Origin of the sequence: Brevibacterium ammoniilyticum (genome assembly GCF_038429965.1) — a bacterium.
In the GTDB taxonomy this organism is placed as follows: domain Bacteria; phylum Actinomycetota; class Actinomycetes; order Actinomycetales; family Brevibacteriaceae; genus Brevibacterium; species Brevibacterium ammoniilyticum.
The window spans coordinates 258,558-273,678 of the sequence record NZ_BAABNP010000002.1; the positions used below are offsets into that span (position 1 = coordinate 258,558).

Below are 15,121 nucleotides of genomic sequence, written 5' to 3' on the forward strand. Positions count from 1 at the left end.
GTATGGATATCAGGCAGGAGCAGTTCTCGACCGAACGGTCCGCGGAGATCGGCGCCGCATGGCTGGCTGCGGTCGAAGCTGACCTCGACCATGCACTGGATCTTCGCCGTCGCATCCACTCCTCCCCCAACCTCGGTGGTCAGGAACAAGCGACAGCCGAGGTCATCGAGGCCGAGCTCTCCCCGTTCATGTCCCTGGACACGATCGCGGGAACCGGTCGCATCGGACGCATCGGGCCTGCGGATGGTCCTGCTGTGGGGATTCGTGCCGAGCTCGACGCTCTGCCGGGTGAGGAAGCGACCGGAGCAGACTTCGCCTCGACGAACGGAGCGATGCACGCATGCGGGCATGACGTGCACATGGCCGCGCTCGTCGCTGTCATTCGGGCGATCCCCGAGCTCGGTGAACGCACCGGCCAGGCGCTGCCGACCGCCCTGGCGGCGGTCTTCCAACCTCGTGAGGAGTCCTATCCCTCCGGTGCTCTCGACATCGTTTCGGAAAAAGGGCTCGAAAAAGCCTCGATCGCGAGAATGATCGGCGTCCACAACCACCCAGGTGTGCCCTTGGGGCAAGTGGCGATGGGTGAGGGTTATATCAACGCAGCGGCGGACGAGGTCCACATCACCGTGCACGGCCGAGGCGGTCACGGAGCCTATCCGCACAACGCCTCTGACCCGGTGGCGGCGGTCGCAAACGTCGCCCTGTCGCTGCCAGAGATCGTCCGCAGGACTATCGGGCCGATGTCGGCGGCAGTGGTCAGTGTCGGGACGATGAGTGTCGGGGATGGTGCGGCGAACGTGTTGCCCCGCCACGGAAGTATCCGCGCCACTGTGAGGACCACCTCGGCGCAGGAACGCAAGGACATTCAGGCGGCGATCGGGACCATGGCCAGGCGGATCGCGCAGGCCTACGGTCTTGAGGCCGATGTGGCGATCATCGACGGGGAACCGGTGCTCATCAACGACTCCGACCTGGCACGACGTTTCGCAACGCAGGCGCAGGGCCTCGGTGCGTCCGTGGCATCACCGATGCGGTCGCTGGGTGCCGATGATTTTTCTTTCTTCTCAGAGGCCGTCCCCTCGGCCATGAGCTTCGTCGGCACCGGTCAGCCGCAAGCCTCACTCCACAACGCGGGATATCTGCCACCTGAGCGGTCGGTGCTCGACGTGGCGCGGGCGATGATCGCCGGCTATCTGGCCGGGGCCGAATCGATCCTCGGTTCGGGATCCGAGTAGGGGCAGGTATGGGCTCTCTCGCTCGATGCCTCGGCGAATGAGACCCAGTCGGCAACACGGCCTCCTGCGCGGGTCCGCAGGATGGTGGATAATTGCATCATGGTGCGGACCCGGATCTCGCTCACGTCAACCGAGCGACAACTCCTCGATGCTGAGGCCGAGCGAACTGGACGCTCGATCTCCGCGCTAGTCCGGGACGCTGTCACCCAGGTCTACGGGTGCAAATCTGACGCGCATACCGATCTGAACGCAATCAAAACCGCGTTCGGTTCGTGGGCCGAGCAGGCCGAAGATGGAAAGACCTACGTAGACCAATTTCGTTTCGGCTCACGCCTAGAGCATTCGGCTCTTTGATAATGGTGAACGAGGAACGCACGACCCCGGTCAATCGCTACGACTCCACCGTCGCCTGGCGCGAGGTCGACGAATACTTCATCTCGCACCTCACCCCGGAAGACGATGCCCTCGTCGCCGCTCGTGAGTCTGGAGCGGACACGACGATGCCCAATGCCGAGGTGGCAGCCAACCAAGGTGCGCTCCTCGGCCTCATCGCCCAGATCGCGGGCGCGAAGCGGATCCTTGAGTTCGGCACTCTCGCCGGGTACTCGACGATCTGGTTCGCCCGTGCCGTCGGCGACGACGGTCACGTTGTCACCTTCGAACTCGAACCCGACAACGCCGAGGTGGCGCGCGCGAACCTCGACCGCGCAGGGGTGGGCGACCGGGTCGAGATCCACGTCGGGCCCGCCGCAGAATCCGCCCGAACCCTCATCGACAGCGGCACCAGCACTGGCACCGAGCCGTTCGATCTCGTGTTCATCGATGCGGACAAGCCGAACAATCCGAGGTACCTCGAGGCGGCACTCGCACTCACCGAACCCGGTGCGGTCATCATCATCGACAACGTCGTGCGCAACGGCGCGGTCACCGATGAGAACCCGGACGATCCGCGCGTCACCGGAGTGCAGACGGTGACGCGAATGATTGCTGAGAACCCGAATCTCGACGCCACCGCATTGCAGACTGTCGGCGTCAAGGGCTGGGACGGCCTCATCATCGCCCGTCGACGGTAGTCCCGGTTCGCCAACCACCGGTGAACCGACCTCCGGTTGGACCACCTCGGCGGGATTGAGTAACCTGAAAACACAGTGACGAACGGGACGACCCGTTCGCTTCCCACCGCGATGAGGACGGCCTCAGAGAACTGGAACAGACCGTCATGACCGCCGCACTGCGCAGCATCATCACCCCTACCGCGATCATCAGGCTCGCCCTCGGCTGGGGCACCTACCTCGCACTCCTCTTCGCAGGTCACCTCCTCGAACCGCCGGCGCCGGCGCCCCTGCTCATCACCGCGCTCATCGTCATCGTCGCGGTCATCCTCATCTGTGCGTTCGGAGTCGTGCACGAGGCCGAGCACCTGGCCGGCCGCCTCGGCGATCCTTATGGGTCTCTGGTGCTGACGATCTCCATCTGCCTCATCGAGGTCATCCTCATCGCCGCGGTCCTGCTGGGTCCCGGAGATCATGCGACGATCGCGCGCGATTCGGTGATGGCGGTGTCGATGATCATCCTCGGCGCCGTCGTCGGGCTCTGCCTCCTCATCGGCGGCCTGCGCCACGGGGACCTCGCGCACAACCGGACGGGCACCTCGACCTACCTCGGACTCATCGTCGTCCTCTCCGCGCTCGCGTTCGCGCTGCCGGCGGTCATCGGGATCAACGGCAGCTACCTGCCGTGGCAGGGGATCCCGATCATCGTCCTCACTCTCGGCCTCTACGCGTTCTTCCTCACCCGGCAGATGGGGGCGCAGGCCGATGACTTCCGTGAGGTCGATCCCCGCCTCGCCGAGGCGGCCCCCGGTCCGCGCGGACCGTCCGCCGACGGCGCCGCCCCGTCCAGGGTCGCCACCGCCCCGTCCACCGACGCCGAGGCGGTGCGCCCGGGCATCGTCGCAACCCTGTCGACTCACCGGGTCGAGATCCTCACCCGTCTCGGCCTCCTCGTCGTCACCGTGCTGCCCATCGTCCTCCTCTCCCATGACATGGCGGTCCTCCTCGATGACGGGCTCGGCCGCCTCGGCGCCCCGGTCGCGCTCTCGGGCATCGTCATCGCGATGATCGTCTTCCTCCCCGAGACGATCACCGCGATCCGCGCCGCCTGGCAGGGCGAGGTCCAGCGGGTGAGCAACCTCTGCCACGGGGCGCTCGTCTCCACGGTGGGGCTGACGATCCCCGTCGTCCTCGTCATCGGGATGCTCACCGGACAGCAGATCGTCCTCGCCGAGATTCCGACCAACCTTCTGCTCCTGTCCGTCGTCATCGTGCTCTCGGTGACGACGTTCGCCGCGAAGAGGGTCACCGCCGTCCACGGGGCAGCCCTCCTCGTCGTCTTCGCCGTCTACGGGCTCACCGTGTTCGCATAGACGAGGCTCACCTGGGCGAGGTCCGCGTCGACGGGGTTCGCGCCGACGACGTCCGTCTCGTCGCGGCTGTCCACTCGTGTCAGGAGCCGAACCGGTCCGCGCGTGTCAGGGGTTCGTGGCATGGTGGAAGAACACCGGCCGCGGTGAGAGGAGGTCGACGGTGCGCCACGATGCCGAACGGGAGCGCACCCATGCGCTGCTCGACTCCGTTCCCGTGCCCGGGCACTGGGATGAGGTGCTCGCCGACCTGCGCGCCTCTCCCCTGTCGTCCCTGTCGGCTGCCGACATTCTCGCCGAGGCGACCGGCCTCCTCATCGTCGCCCCCACGGCCGAGGTGGTCGAGGCCTGCTTCGGTGAAGTCCTCACGGCTCTCGAGGAGTCCGGAGTCGGCCCCGTCAGCGGTGACAAACCTGGCGATGCTGCCGCCGAACCGTTGGACTTCACCCGCGTCGTCACTCCTGACTCGCTCGTCCCGGCAGACGTCCCCGCGGGGACGTGGGTCCTCCTCCCGCACCGGCGCGACGGATGGGAGGAACTCGAGACCGCCTCGGCGAAGGTGCACCGTGCCCTGGTCAGGGAGAACACCGGCCGCGACCGGGAGGCGACGATCACCGTGATCGAGTACGGGGTCAACCTGTGGCTGTGGGCGGAGCCGCCCTCGACCGGCGGCGACCCGGTCTGCCACGCCGGCGAACTCATCAGCTGGGAGAGCGCGTGGGCGCTCGACGACAACCATACCGAGCAAAGAGAGGTCGAGTCGGACGACTACGGCGACACCGGTACGCCGATCGTGAGCGATGCTCCGAATAAGCCATCTACCACAGCGAGGCCGCCGATCTTCTTCGGACTGCCGCCTATACTCCACCGTCGCCGCAACGGTGGCGCCTAAGCGACCACTGCGACTGCATCGATCTCGATCCGCTTCTCACCTCGGAACCGCGCCACCTCGACCGTCGTGCGTGGAGGAAGGGCGACCGCTCCGAAATAGTCGCAGTAAGCAGAGTTGTAATCGTCGAACTCGCCGAGATCGGCAAGAAAGACCGTCAACTTGACTATGTGCCGCAAGGAAGACTGTGCTGCGACCAGCGCTCGTTCGAGATTGGCAAGTGCCGCAGTCACCTGATCGTGCATCGACTCGGGAACTGATCCGTCTTCGTGGGTAGGTATCTGTCCGCACAGCCACACTATGCCGCCTGCGGTCGCCGAAGCGGCGTACGGCAGGACTTCGCCGCGTGGATTGCTGCGGTAGGTGACCTCGGTCATGGTCTGATCTCCTTGTCCGGTTGGTTGAAGACTGCAGCGATCTTTCGCGTCAGTTCCCACTGCTTGCCAGAGACGCCCATACCGTTACTGGACGCACCAGCTCGACGAGCGATCAGATCTTCAGCCGAATGCGACACACACTGTTCGAAAACCGACGCCCACTCACCGCCGTCGACTGCGACGACAGTCTGACCATCATTGAGTTCCACGGGAAGCCGATCGAGGAAATCGGCCACCTCTCCCCTCATCGTCACCAGGTCGCCCGCAGCCGTCGCACCGCGCAATGACAGCTCGCCCGCGCAGCGCCGAGCCGCGTAGACAGCGCCATCCAGGCGGGATGCGCCCAATCTCAGATGCGCATCGAGCAGTCCGTTGAGCTCATTCATCTCACACCTGACCGCGGTTGCCCGATCTGCGCACGTGGCCAACTCGACCGCGGAGGCCGCGAATGCGAGCAGACAGAGCGGCTGCGAAGAAACGAGATCGACGACCGCAGTCTTCTCAGATTCGAACCAAGTGACCTCACAGGTCGTATCCGACCATCCGTGAGCCGCGATGGCGAGAACCGACTGCAGCCCTATGCCCTCGTTGAGCTCGGCGAACTGCACGGCCTCCGATGCTTCCTGGGCCTCACCATGGCTGGCTCCGAGAACCCTCAATGCGCGATACGAGACCTCTCGCATTTCACGCAGGCTCACGCGTTCGATCATGCACGATGCCGCCATCACGCGATCCTCCTTCCGGGAAGACTTCGTCGAAGAGGCGCAGCCAGTTCTCTCCCAATACGCCTAGGGCCTCCGTCTCCGTGAACCCGACTGCCAGAAGGCCCTCTGTCAGCCTGGGGAAGTCCTCGGGTCCAGTGAACCAGTGCGGCCATGCCGGCCACGTGGCGGTCTCCTGCGACGGGGGACGCCACCGTCCACTGCGCAGCCATTCGACGAATTCGTCGCCCCAGTTCCTAGTGCAGTCGCTGCCGAGGCCGACATGCCCTATGCCGACCTGCTCCGCCAGGCGGTAGACCATCTGACAGAAATCGCTGAGCTGGGCGTGCGCTCCGCCGACGACGTTTGGGTAAAGGCAGGCGCCGATGACACCACCGCGTGATGTCACCGCTTCGATGACAGCATCAGGTTTGTTGCGGGGACTACTGACGAACCAGTCCGGGTTCGAATGGGTGATAGCCACCGGAGATGCCGATGCTTCGGCCGCGTCGATCGACGTGCGGTCGCCTACGTGCGACAGATCGATGAGGACCCCCGCGCGATTCATCTCGTGCACGACGTTGACCCCGAAACGAGTCAGACCGCTGTCAGTGGGTTCGTAGCACGAGCCCCCGACGCTGTTCTGATTGTTGTAGGTCAACTGCACGATCTTGACCCCGAGTTGAGCGAATACTCTGACCAAGCGGTAGTCGTCCCCGTAGAGGCTTGTGTTCTGCGTCCCGAGAATGACCGCGACCCGGCCTTCAGTCTTCGCCCTCCGAATATCCTGGCTCGAACGCGCCAACGTCACGATATCGCTGTTTCGGTCGGCGAACTGGTTCCATTCGCCGATCGCACGGATGCTCTCCTCGATGCCCTCCCACACGCTCACAGTCGCATTGACGGCTGTCACTCCGCCGGAGATCAGTTCCTGGAGAACTGCGCGAGACCAGTTGTTGATCTGCAGTCCATCGACGATGATCGCGTCATGATGGAACTTCCTGCCATGGGTCATGCCTTCCCTGCGCTTTCAGCTCGGTGGTTGGACTCGGGTCGGAGCGGGAACATCCAGTCATCGTCAGCAGTGCCGGCGTTGATGTCCGCCACTCGCGGTGCGCCCGAGAAGAGGGTCACCCGCAGCCAGTCCGTCGATTGCGGGTTGTAGTTGTCCATGCCGTAAACGGCCAGCTGGAGACGCTGCGGATTGAGCGGAAGGAACCCGCTCGAGCGCAGATTGGCTCGCAACTCTCCGAATCTCAACGGACCGACCTTCTGCACTCGTGCGACAGCGGCTCGAAACCTGGGTTGGGAGACGAGGAATTCTGCGACGGTGAGATCGCTTGGCAACGACGCTACCGACTCTCGCAGGTTGTGGATCTCCTCGGCGACGTTGACACCATGTTGCATGTCGAGGCCCTCGTCCGAACCGGTGCAGCCCCTTCGAGGCTCCTCGCTCGTGGCAGAAGTGAACCAGAAGCGGTCGGTCTGCGACGAGTCGGAGAAGTCGAATTCATCGATCCACGAGTAGTCCCTGCCGATCGCATCACGAAGATGCCCGATTCGCCATTTCGGATCGACGTGGCGATCTTCGACGCGGACCAGAGACGCCTCCACCTCCGAGTCGAGGTCACCGGTGAGTTCGGTGATCACAGTGGCTACGATGCCTCTTACTTCGGGGCCCGCGCGATCCGCAGCATCGTGGAGAGTCCGCCAGGGAGTAGCCGTCGCCGTCGAGTTCATGGTGCCGAAGTCGACGTACTCCCTCACAAGAGCGCTCATGGGGTCAATACTTTCGGCCAGTCGTTCGCCGGAGGTGAAGGGCACAGGCTCGTCGGGGCCCTGTTGGCGAAGGTAGGCGGCAATTCGCTCCAACAGCGTTGCCACGGTGAAGACAGGCTCACTCGAGGGCCGATCCTCACGGTCGAGCGCCGTTGCAAGAGGAAACTCTCGCGACCATAGCCAAGCATCGAGGATCTCCGGATGATTGACGACGTACGGTACGAGGCCAAGACCAGTGGCATTGCCCAGACCAAAGTATCGTGCCCATTCTTCGTCGAACGACGCCGCGCCTGGATTCTTTGCCCTGGCGCAGTGTTCGGCTAGGTCGAGACTGAATTCCCTGAATAACCAGGCAGCGATCATGTGTGCTCGGTACGGAACCGCGAGCACATGTTCCGCGGCGAAACCCTCGAAGTCCCTCATGCCGAACTTCCCGTTGCTGTAGAACGCGGTCGACCGGAGGAGATACGGGGACAGACCTAGGATGTCAGCATTCGGCTGCCGACCTGCTGCCAGGTCATTCACTACCTGGTCGAAGAATCGCACGCTCCGATTCGCCCGGCCCCAGATGACCGTGCTCGGCATCGCGCGACCCTCCTCTTGGACGGTCACGTGTGACCGGAGGTCTTCGATGGCACCTGCATCGAGCGAACCTTCGACGAGCGCGCCCGTCACATCCCATCTCTCTGCGATCACTCTGTCAGTGCGCGCATCCTCCGAGATCACCTGGGAGAAGAGGGCAAGTGTGAGAAATTGGTCCTGGCTGGCCGAGATCTCGTAAGCGGCAGTGCCTCGGCCCAAGTCGTCGAGCTCGAAGACGGTTCGCCGAATGGTCCAATGATCGAGCGACATCTTTCGAATGAGCTGTCGCGCGAAACTGTGCCGTGTCGCTCTCGCGCCGCCCATATCAGTCGGGCGGCAGACTTCTGCGGGACTGCGCATGGATACATCCGCAATGTTCGTCATCACTGTCATTCGCCGTCCTCAGGTCACTGGGCTGAGACGCTGGTACGCGGCTTTGGTGATGCTGAAGAACTCGGCTGCAGAGTCACTCGCCTGTTCACGAGGTGCAGGGAATGAAGAGGCGGCAAGGCCGCCGAAGGGCGCGTGAATCTCCGAACCCGTGTTCGGCCCGTTGACTTTGATCAGGCCGGCGGTGAGATCAGCCAAGCAGCGTCGAACGATCCGCTCGTCATCGGTGAACACCGAAGCGGTCAGTCCGAACTCCGTGTCGTTGGCGAGTCCGATTGCGTCGTCGAGATCGTCGGCGCGCATGAGCAGAGGCACTGGGCCGAAGACCTCCTGGCGCGCAATCGCCTGATCCGTGCTTCCCTCGAGAAGAGTCGGAGGCACCCAACACCCGACTGTCGTCGGAATCGGAGCCTGAGCGATGACCTCAGCTCCTTCCGCCACAGCCTGATCGATGGCACTGGTGATCTCTTCCGCCGCACGCGCATTGATGACCGGGCCGAGCTCGCTCTCAGAGTCGGTACCCGGTCCGACGCGAAGTGCCGTGAACCGCCTGACCAGTGCCTCTCGAAGCGGTTCGTAGCTGTTTCCCACTGCGATGATCCGGCGAACTGCCGTGCATTTCTGACCGGTGCTGTTGACTGAGGCGGCGACGATGAGTTCAGCGGCGTTTTCGACATCCGCGTCGGGGAAGACGAGGGCCGGATTGTGTCCGCCGAGTTCCATCTGCAGACGTGCGCCGCGGCCCGTGACCGTCGCCCTGATCTGTTCACCGACTGGGACGGAACCGGTGAACGAGACCGCATCGATCGCCGAGTTGCCAACGAGGTGCGAGCCGAGCGAGCCCGGGGCCAAGACGAGGTTGAGCACCCCGGACGGCACACCTGCCTCGTGGAGGATCTCTGCGAATACCGCCGCGCACGCTGGGGTGTCGCTCGCAGGTTTCCAGACGACGGTGTTTCCCCACAGGAGCGCCGGAGCGATCTTCCACGCCGGGATCATGATGGGGAAGTTCCACGGCGTGATGATGCCCACTACGCCGACCGGTCTGCGCAGTGTGCGCACGACCTCCTCCGGATGAGTAGCAGGGTAGGTGGCCCCGTTCGGACGGCGAGAGGCAGCGGAGTGATAGTGCAGGGTCTCGACTGTGCCGGCGACTTCGATTCGCGAATCCGTGAGGGTCTTTCCGTGCTCACGAGTCATCAGCTGCGCGACCTCATCCGCTCGATCGTCGAGTATGTCCGCAGCCCTTCGCAGGATCGTTCCACGAGCGAGAACGCCCACCTGATCCCACTCTCGCGCGGCCGCTACGGCCGCTCCGACCGCAGCATCGATCTGTTCTTCGGTGACGGCACGATAGGCGGCGACAGCGGCTCCATCCGGGTCGGCCGGATCGAGACTTCGGACATCTCCGCCGTCGCCGTTCACCCACTCTCCGCCGATGAGGCTGCGGATTTTCTGAGGTCCGTTCATCATGTGCTGCTCCTTGCTAGGTCGGTGTGGCGTATAGGGATGTGTACTGACTGGATATTCACGTCGCGGCGTCCGGCTCCACCCGGGGTGCCTCTTCTCGTGTCGCCCGCAGGCCGATCTGCCTTTTCCGCGAAACCACCCCCTGCTCAAGGGCCAAATTCCGCAGAAGGACTGGTGCTGCAACAAGGGAGGGCAGCATGACGAAGCCGACGGGAACAGCGGCGATGACGATCGCAGACTGGAGGGCGCCGACTCCTCCATCGCCGATCGAGATCAGGACTGCGGCAGCTGCTCCGATGAGCACCGCCCAGATCACCCGGAGACGGGGGCCCGGATCTCCTGCGCTCATGCACGACTGAGAGATCGCGAAAGACATCGAATCTGTCGTCGTCGCGACGAAGGTCATCGTCAGCACCAGAAATCCGATGGCGATGGGAACAGACATCGGCAGTTCTGAAGTGATCGCGATGATCGCAGCAGGCAGTCCGTCGTCCGCAAGGGGTCCAGTCACTGCCCCCGGGGCCTTTTGATCCACGTAGATGCCCGTGCCGCCGAGCACGGCGAACCAGACGGTCGTCGCAATCGGCGGCAGGATACTCGTGCCGATGAGCAGGTCCCGAGCGGTCCTCCCCCTTGAGATCCGCGCCACGAAAATGGCCATCAGCGGAGCGTATCCGAGGAACCACCCGAAGAAGAAGACCGTCCAGCTCGCGGTCCATGCGCTGTCACCCTGGAAGAGCGAGAGCGGAACGAAGTTGGCAATGTACAGGCCCAGCCCTCCCAACAGGCCGCGTAAGACATACCAGGCGGAGCCGAGCGCCAGGACTACGGCGATCAACCCCAGAGCTAAGAAGACGTTGACGCTGCTGAGCAGCTGAATGCCCTTGTTGATTCCGGAGAAGACGCTCACGCCTGCAATTGCCGTGAGCACGGCGATCACCATCACCTGAACCCAATAGACGTCTGGGATGCCGAAGAGCGACTCCAGGGCATAGGAGATCTGGAGGCCGAGGAAACCGACAGGACCAATGGTCCCAGCAGCAACGGAAACGATGCACACGACGTCGACCACCGCACCGACACGGCTGGTGGCCGCCTTTCTGCCGAGGATCGGATAGAGCAGGCTCCGCGGACGCAGTGGCAGTCCCTTCTCCGCTGCGATCATCATGACGATTGCACCCAGCGAGCCGAGGATCGCCCAAGCGAGAAAACCCCAGTCAACGAAGCTCACGGCCAGTGCGGCGAATACGCCCTCTTGGCTGCCCTGCTCAGTTCCCGCGAAGTACGGAGGCACGGTCGAATAGTGGTACAGCGGCTCGGCGGCAGCCCAGAACACTCCCCCTCCAGCCAGAAGTGTGGTCATGATCATGGCAATCCATTTGAAGCGACCGTATTCGGGCGCAGCCGATCCTCCGAGACGCGCCTTCGCCCACGGGGTGAAGATGAGCGCAAGTGCGACGAAGAACGTCAACAGGAGAAGCCACTGCCAGTAGAGACCGAACCACGACGTGGCCGCTGCGAAGCCGAATGCGACACCGTCCGCGACGAAGTCGGGCGCGACGAGTGCGGCGACGACGAATGCAGCGAGGATTCCCGTGCTCCACCCTGCAACCGACCAGTCGGCACGGGGACGAGGGTCGTCAGAATCTGCCGGAGCGTAATTGGGGTCTTTGCTCATTGATCGAATCCGTTCATCAAACCGGGCCGCGTTGCCCGAGCTGACACTTCTGCGTGCCGTTTTCATCGTCCAGCGTAGGGAGCTGAATCATTTCAGTCCAAGACTTGTTTAGTATTGATTGATTCATAATTGGCAATACTGCAGAATGTCGATATGGAACTCAGGCAACTCAGATACGCGGTCGCGGTCGCCGAAGATCTGCATTTCGGCCGGGCCGCCGATAGACTCCATGTGGCCCAACCCTCGCTTTCGCGACAGATTCGCGACTTGGAGCGGAGCCTCGACGTTCGAATCTTCGACCGCACGAGTCGCACAGTTGTGCTGACGGCAGCCGGAGAAGCCTTCATTGAAATGGCGCGACGGACAATCCGAATGGCTGATGCGGCAAGTGACACAGCGCGCGCGGCTGCATCAGGGTGGACGGGTCGGGTCGCACTCGGGTTCGTCACCTCAGCTGCCGGAGAGATCCTCCCGCCGCTCGTTTCCTCTCAGCGGCGCATCCGCCCAGCAGTACTACTTGACCTGCGTGAACTCAACTCCTGGCAGCAGGTCGAAGCTCTCCGACGCGGCGAGATCGACCTGGGGATCACTCGCGACGTCGCACCTGCCGACGACCTCACAGTGACGCCGCTCTTCCACGAGCGTCTGGTCGTTGCGGTTTCCGACGCTCACCCGCTTGCCACCTCCGATACAGTCGGTCTGGACGATCTCTCAGGTTTCGACTTCGTCGGCCTCCCACGCCTGAGTGCTCCGCGCACGTGGAGCCTGTTGTCGGGCCTCGCCTTCACCTCGCCCAGCCCCTTCCCGTTTGCTCAAGAAGCGCGGCAGTTCACCACAGTGCTCGCGCTCGTTGCAGCGGAACTGGGAATCGCGATCGTCCCGCACTCCGTGAAGAGCCTGAGACGGGAAGGGATCCGTTATCTGCATTTGCGAGAGCCCGAAGCCTACAGCGAGGTCCAAGTCGCTCGCCGCAGTAAGGAGTCTCAGATCAGCGTCCTTCAGTTCCACGACCTGACTGTCGAAACCCTGAAGTCAGTCGAACTCACCGGAACTCAAGGGACCGGGTGACAAGCTCGAACAGTGCGGTGACACCTAATCGACCAACCGGATTTCGCGAACCCGGCGACCGGTCAAGTACGCCATGGCCCGCCGCAGTGCCTCACGCGATCGCGACGACCGTCCCGGCGACGACGAGGAGGATGAGGTAGCCCCACGCGTGGACGAGGTCGGGGATCCGCGGCACGCGCCTGCGCAGAAGCACGATGATCGGAATCGCCCCGAGGAGGAGGGCGGCCGCCGATCGCACGTCGACGGACCCGACGAAGCCGGGTGCCTCGACCTGCCCGTGCGCGGTGAGCGTGATGATCACCGCCGGGGTCATGATGATGAGCGTGAGCGGGTTCGCCAAGGTCGTCGCCACCGTCATCGTCGCTCCCGAGCGCCGCATCATCGGCACGGTCATCACACTGCCTCCCACCCCGAGGAACGAGGCGAGGCCGCCGATCGGCACACCCCACACCGGTGAGATGCCGCGACCGCCCTCGCCCGTCTCGGCGTCGGCCTCGGGTCTCCTCCGGAAGAATCCCGGGCGCAGCACGATGTCGACGGCCGTGACGGCGACGTAGACGACGAAGCCCCACTGGAGGAGCATCTCGGGGGCGAACCGCGCGGCGAGTGCGCCGAGTCCCCCGCCGAGTGCGAGGAGACCGAAGAGCCACCACCTGCCGGTCAGGTGTGCCAGCGTCTCCCGCCTCGTCGAGACGGTGGCGACGAGGGCGCCGACGAGCATGACGAGCGCCGAGGTGGCCGCGGCCACGCGCGCGGTGTCCGCACCGAGGTCGGCGTCGACGACGGTGATGATCGGCACGGTGACGAACCCGCCGCCGAAGCCGAAGAGCACGGTCGTCAGGCCGACGAGCACCCCGACGAGCACGAGCACCGCGAAGTCCATCTCCCCATCACACCGCACGCGAGCCCGGCGGACAAGGGCTGTGCCACGACCGTCGCTCCCGACGGGACCTCTCCGCGGCGACCGGACAGGGGGACTTGACTCACGGTCGTAGGCTGAGGACATGGAGTTCAGATATCTCGGAAACAGCGGTCTGAAGATCTCGGAGATCACGTACGGCAACTGGCTCACCCACGGTTCCCAGGTCGAGAACGACATCGCCACGCAGTGCGTCCATGCCGCGCTCGACGCCGGCATCTCGACCTTCGACACCGCCGACGTCTACGCGAACACGGCGGCCGAGCAGGTCCTCGGCGATGCGCTGGCCGGCCAGCGTCGCGAGTCGCTCGAGATCTTCACGAAGGTCTACTTCCCCACCGGCCCCAAGGGCCACAACGACACCGGACTGTCACGCAAGCACATCATGGAGTCGATCAACGGGTCGCTCACCAGACTCGGCACCGACTACGTCGACCTCTACCAGGCCCACCGGTACGACTACGAGACGCCGCTCGAGGAGACGATGCAGGCCTTCGCCGACATCGTCCGCGCAGGCAAGGCGCTCTACATCGGGGTGAGCGAGTGGAACGCCGATCAGCTGCGTGCGGCGCACTACCTCGCCCGTGACCTCGGGATCCAGCTCATCTCGAACCAGCCGCAGTACAACATGCTCTGGCGGGTCATCGAGGAGCGGGTGGTGCCGACGTCGAAGGAGCTCGGCATCTCTCAGATCGTGTGGTCGCCGATCGCGCAGGGCGTGCTCACCGGCAAATACAAGGTCGGGCAGCCGGCCCCCGCGGGCTCACGGGCGACCGATGAGAAGGGCGGGGCCGACATGATCTCCCGCTACATGAACGACGAGACGCTCACCGCGGTCGCGAAGCTCGAGCCGATCGCCTCCGACCTCGGGCTGACGATGGGTCAGCTCGCGATCGCGTGGGTGCTCGCCAACGACAACGTCGCCACAGCCCTCGTCGGGGCGTCACGTCCCGAGCAGGTCGAGTCGAATGCGGCCGCCGCCGGGGTCAGACTCGACGCCGAGGTGCTCGCCCGAATCGATGAAGCCCTCGGTGATCTCCCCGAGACCGATCCCGCGAAGACCCAGTCCCCGCCCACCCGCATCGTCTGAGGGCGGTCCCTTCCCCGCCGAGGCGGCTCTGCCGGGCCGTCAGTACGGAAGTCCCGTGAACCGGTCGATCCTCGGGTTCTTCGGCTCGACCGGTTCGACGATGTGGGAGGTCGCGCACGCGGTGAGGACGCCGGCGGGCAGGCCCAGGGCGAGCGCGAAGAGCAGGGCCGACCACTCATACGCGCCGATGTAGTCACCCGGACCCTGGATGATCATTCCGAGGATGTTCAGGGCGACGAGCACGGAGACGAGACCGAGGCCGAAGCAGCAGAGCACCGCGCCGACTCGACTGCGCAGCCGAGGGGCCGCCAGACGCACCGCGAACTCCGCTGGGATGCCCATGACCAGACCGAGTACTCCCCCGAATGCGGTGCTCACAACGAGCATGACGATCTGCCCGGGGTCGAACTCGAGAACGACAAGCGAGATGATGAGGCCGCTCGCGGCGCCGATCCCCGCGGTCAGAAGCACGAACCTGCCGAAGGAGAGCCGCTTGCGAAAAGTCGGAGTCATACCGTCAC

At 64.3% G+C, this 15,121-nt stretch carries 14 protein-coding genes; 6 read left to right on the forward strand and 8 right to left on the reverse strand.

Annotation, left to right across the window (positions count from 1 at the left end; all coding sequences use genetic code 11):
• Positions 1-2 precede the first annotated feature (2 nt).
• From AAHA49_RS03190 to AAHA49_RS03205, 4 genes are all read left to right on the forward strand, one after another.
• The gene (locus AAHA49_RS03190) at positions 3-1,235 is read left to right on the forward strand and encodes a M20 metallopeptidase family protein (RefSeq protein WP_342037183.1); all 1,233 of its coding nucleotides are present in this window, start codon (positions 3-5) and stop codon (positions 1,233-1,235) included.
• 359 nt (positions 1,236-1,594) lie between these two features.
• Positions 1,595-2,308, forward strand: a complete 714-nt coding sequence (locus AAHA49_RS03195) for an O-methyltransferase (protein WP_231882147.1) — start codon at positions 1,595-1,597, stop codon at positions 2,306-2,308.
• A 146-nt stretch (positions 2,309-2,454) separates the two neighbouring features.
• The gene (locus tag AAHA49_RS03200) at positions 2,455-3,660 is read left to right on the forward strand and encodes a calcium:cation antiporter (protein ID WP_063248891.1); all 1,206 of its coding nucleotides are present in this window, start codon (positions 2,455-2,457) and stop codon (positions 3,658-3,660) included.
• 115 nt (positions 3,661-3,775) lie between these two features.
• Complete coding sequence (locus tag AAHA49_RS03205; protein ID WP_342037184.1) at positions 3,776-4,549, forward strand: hypothetical protein; 774 nt, start codon at positions 3,776-3,778, stop codon at positions 4,547-4,549.
• On the opposite strand, the gene AAHA49_RS03210 is transcribed toward AAHA49_RS03205, so the two are convergent.
• The 6 genes from AAHA49_RS03210 to AAHA49_RS03235 form a co-directional block, all read right to left on the reverse strand.
• Positions 4,546-4,923, reverse strand: coding sequence for a RidA family protein (locus AAHA49_RS03210; protein ID WP_063248890.1), 378 nt, complete (start codon positions 4,921-4,923; stop codon positions 4,546-4,548). The genes AAHA49_RS03205 and AAHA49_RS03210 overlap by 4 nt on opposite strands.
• Positions 4,920-5,651 carry a hypothetical protein gene (locus AAHA49_RS03215; RefSeq protein ID WP_141236351.1) on the reverse strand — a complete coding sequence of 244 codons (732 nt, stop codon included), beginning with the start codon at positions 5,649-5,651 and terminating at the stop codon, positions 4,920-4,922. The genes AAHA49_RS03210 and AAHA49_RS03215 overlap by 4 nt, the downstream gene beginning before the upstream one ends.
• Positions 5,608-6,639: a membrane dipeptidase gene (locus AAHA49_RS03220; RefSeq protein WP_063248888.1), complete on the reverse strand. Its 1,032-nt coding sequence runs from the start codon at positions 6,637-6,639 to the stop codon at positions 5,608-5,610. Before AAHA49_RS03220 ends, AAHA49_RS03215 begins: the two co-directional genes overlap by 44 nt.
• Complete coding sequence (locus AAHA49_RS03225) at positions 6,636-8,378, reverse strand: hypothetical protein (protein WP_255248991.1); 1,743 nt, start codon at positions 8,376-8,378, stop codon at positions 6,636-6,638. The genes AAHA49_RS03220 and AAHA49_RS03225 overlap by 4 nt, the downstream gene beginning before the upstream one ends.
• A gap of 9 nt (positions 8,379-8,387) precedes the next feature.
• Positions 8,388-9,800: an aldehyde dehydrogenase family protein gene (locus AAHA49_RS03230; protein WP_263053683.1), complete on the reverse strand. Its 1,413-nt coding sequence runs from the start codon at positions 9,798-9,800 to the stop codon at positions 8,388-8,390.
• 103 nt (positions 9,801-9,903) lie between these two features.
• Positions 9,904-11,523: a BCCT family transporter gene (locus tag AAHA49_RS03235; RefSeq protein WP_095376283.1), complete on the reverse strand. Its 1,620-nt coding sequence runs from the start codon at positions 11,521-11,523 to the stop codon at positions 9,904-9,906.
• A 153-nt stretch (positions 11,524-11,676) separates the two neighbouring features.
• Here AAHA49_RS03235 and AAHA49_RS03240 point away from each other — a divergent pair, with 153 nt between their 5' ends.
• Positions 11,677-12,591: a LysR family transcriptional regulator gene (locus tag AAHA49_RS03240; protein WP_063248886.1), complete on the forward strand. Its 915-nt coding sequence runs from the start codon at positions 11,677-11,679 to the stop codon at positions 12,589-12,591.
• A 91-nt stretch (positions 12,592-12,682) separates the two neighbouring features.
• Here the strand turns inward: AAHA49_RS03240 and AAHA49_RS03245 are convergent, their stop codons facing one another.
• Entirely contained in the window at positions 12,683-13,474 is a 792-nt protein-coding gene (locus AAHA49_RS03245) for a sulfite exporter TauE/SafE family protein (RefSeq protein WP_063248885.1), read from the reverse strand.
• A 121-nt stretch (positions 13,475-13,595) separates the two neighbouring features.
• Here AAHA49_RS03245 and AAHA49_RS03250 point away from each other — a divergent pair, with 121 nt between their 5' ends.
• Positions 13,596-14,600 (forward strand): aldo/keto reductase family protein, encoded by a 1,005-nt coding sequence (locus AAHA49_RS03250; RefSeq protein WP_063248884.1) that lies wholly within the window; start codon positions 13,596-13,598, stop codon positions 14,598-14,600.
• A gap of 39 nt (positions 14,601-14,639) precedes the next feature.
• Here AAHA49_RS03250 and AAHA49_RS03255 read toward each other — a convergent pair whose 3' ends face one another.
• On the reverse strand, positions 14,640-15,113 hold the full coding sequence (locus AAHA49_RS03255; RefSeq protein ID WP_063248883.1) for a hypothetical protein: 474 nt from the start codon (positions 15,111-15,113) through the stop codon (positions 14,640-14,642).
• Positions 15,114-15,121: the final 8 nt, after the last annotated feature.

Bases quoted from the DNA above. Each gene is read 5' to 3' on its own strand.
- AAHA49_RS03220 (WP_063248888.1), bottom strand. From the start codon at position 6,639: ATGACCCATGGCAGGAAGTTCCATCATGACGCGATCATCGTCGATGGA.
- AAHA49_RS03190 (WP_342037183.1), top strand. From the start codon at position 3: ATGGATATCAGGCAGGAGCAGTTCTCGACCGAACGGTCCGCGGAGATC.
- AAHA49_RS03225 (WP_255248991.1), bottom strand. From the start codon at position 8,378: ATGACAGTGATGACGAACATTGCGGATGTATCCATGCGCAGTCCCGCA.
- AAHA49_RS03245 (WP_063248885.1), bottom strand. From the start codon at position 13,474: ATGGACTTCGCGGTGCTCGTGCTCGTCGGGGTGCTCGTCGGCCTGACG.
- AAHA49_RS03240 (WP_063248886.1), top strand. From the start codon at position 11,677: ATGGAACTCAGGCAACTCAGATACGCGGTCGCGGTCGCCGAAGATCTG.
- AAHA49_RS03210 (WP_063248890.1), bottom strand. From the start codon at position 4,923: ATGACCGAGGTCACCTACCGCAGCAATCCACGCGGCGAAGTCCTGCCG.
- AAHA49_RS03250 (WP_063248884.1), top strand. From the start codon at position 13,596: ATGGAGTTCAGATATCTCGGAAACAGCGGTCTGAAGATCTCGGAGATC.
- AAHA49_RS03200 (WP_063248891.1), top strand. From the start codon at position 2,455: ATGACCGCCGCACTGCGCAGCATCATCACCCCTACCGCGATCATCAGG.
- AAHA49_RS03255 (WP_063248883.1), bottom strand. From the start codon at position 15,113: ATGACTCCGACTTTTCGCAAGCGGCTCTCCTTCGGCAGGTTCGTGCTT.
- AAHA49_RS03235 (WP_095376283.1), bottom strand. From the start codon at position 11,523: ATGAGCAAAGACCCCAATTACGCTCCGGCAGATTCTGACGACCCTCGT.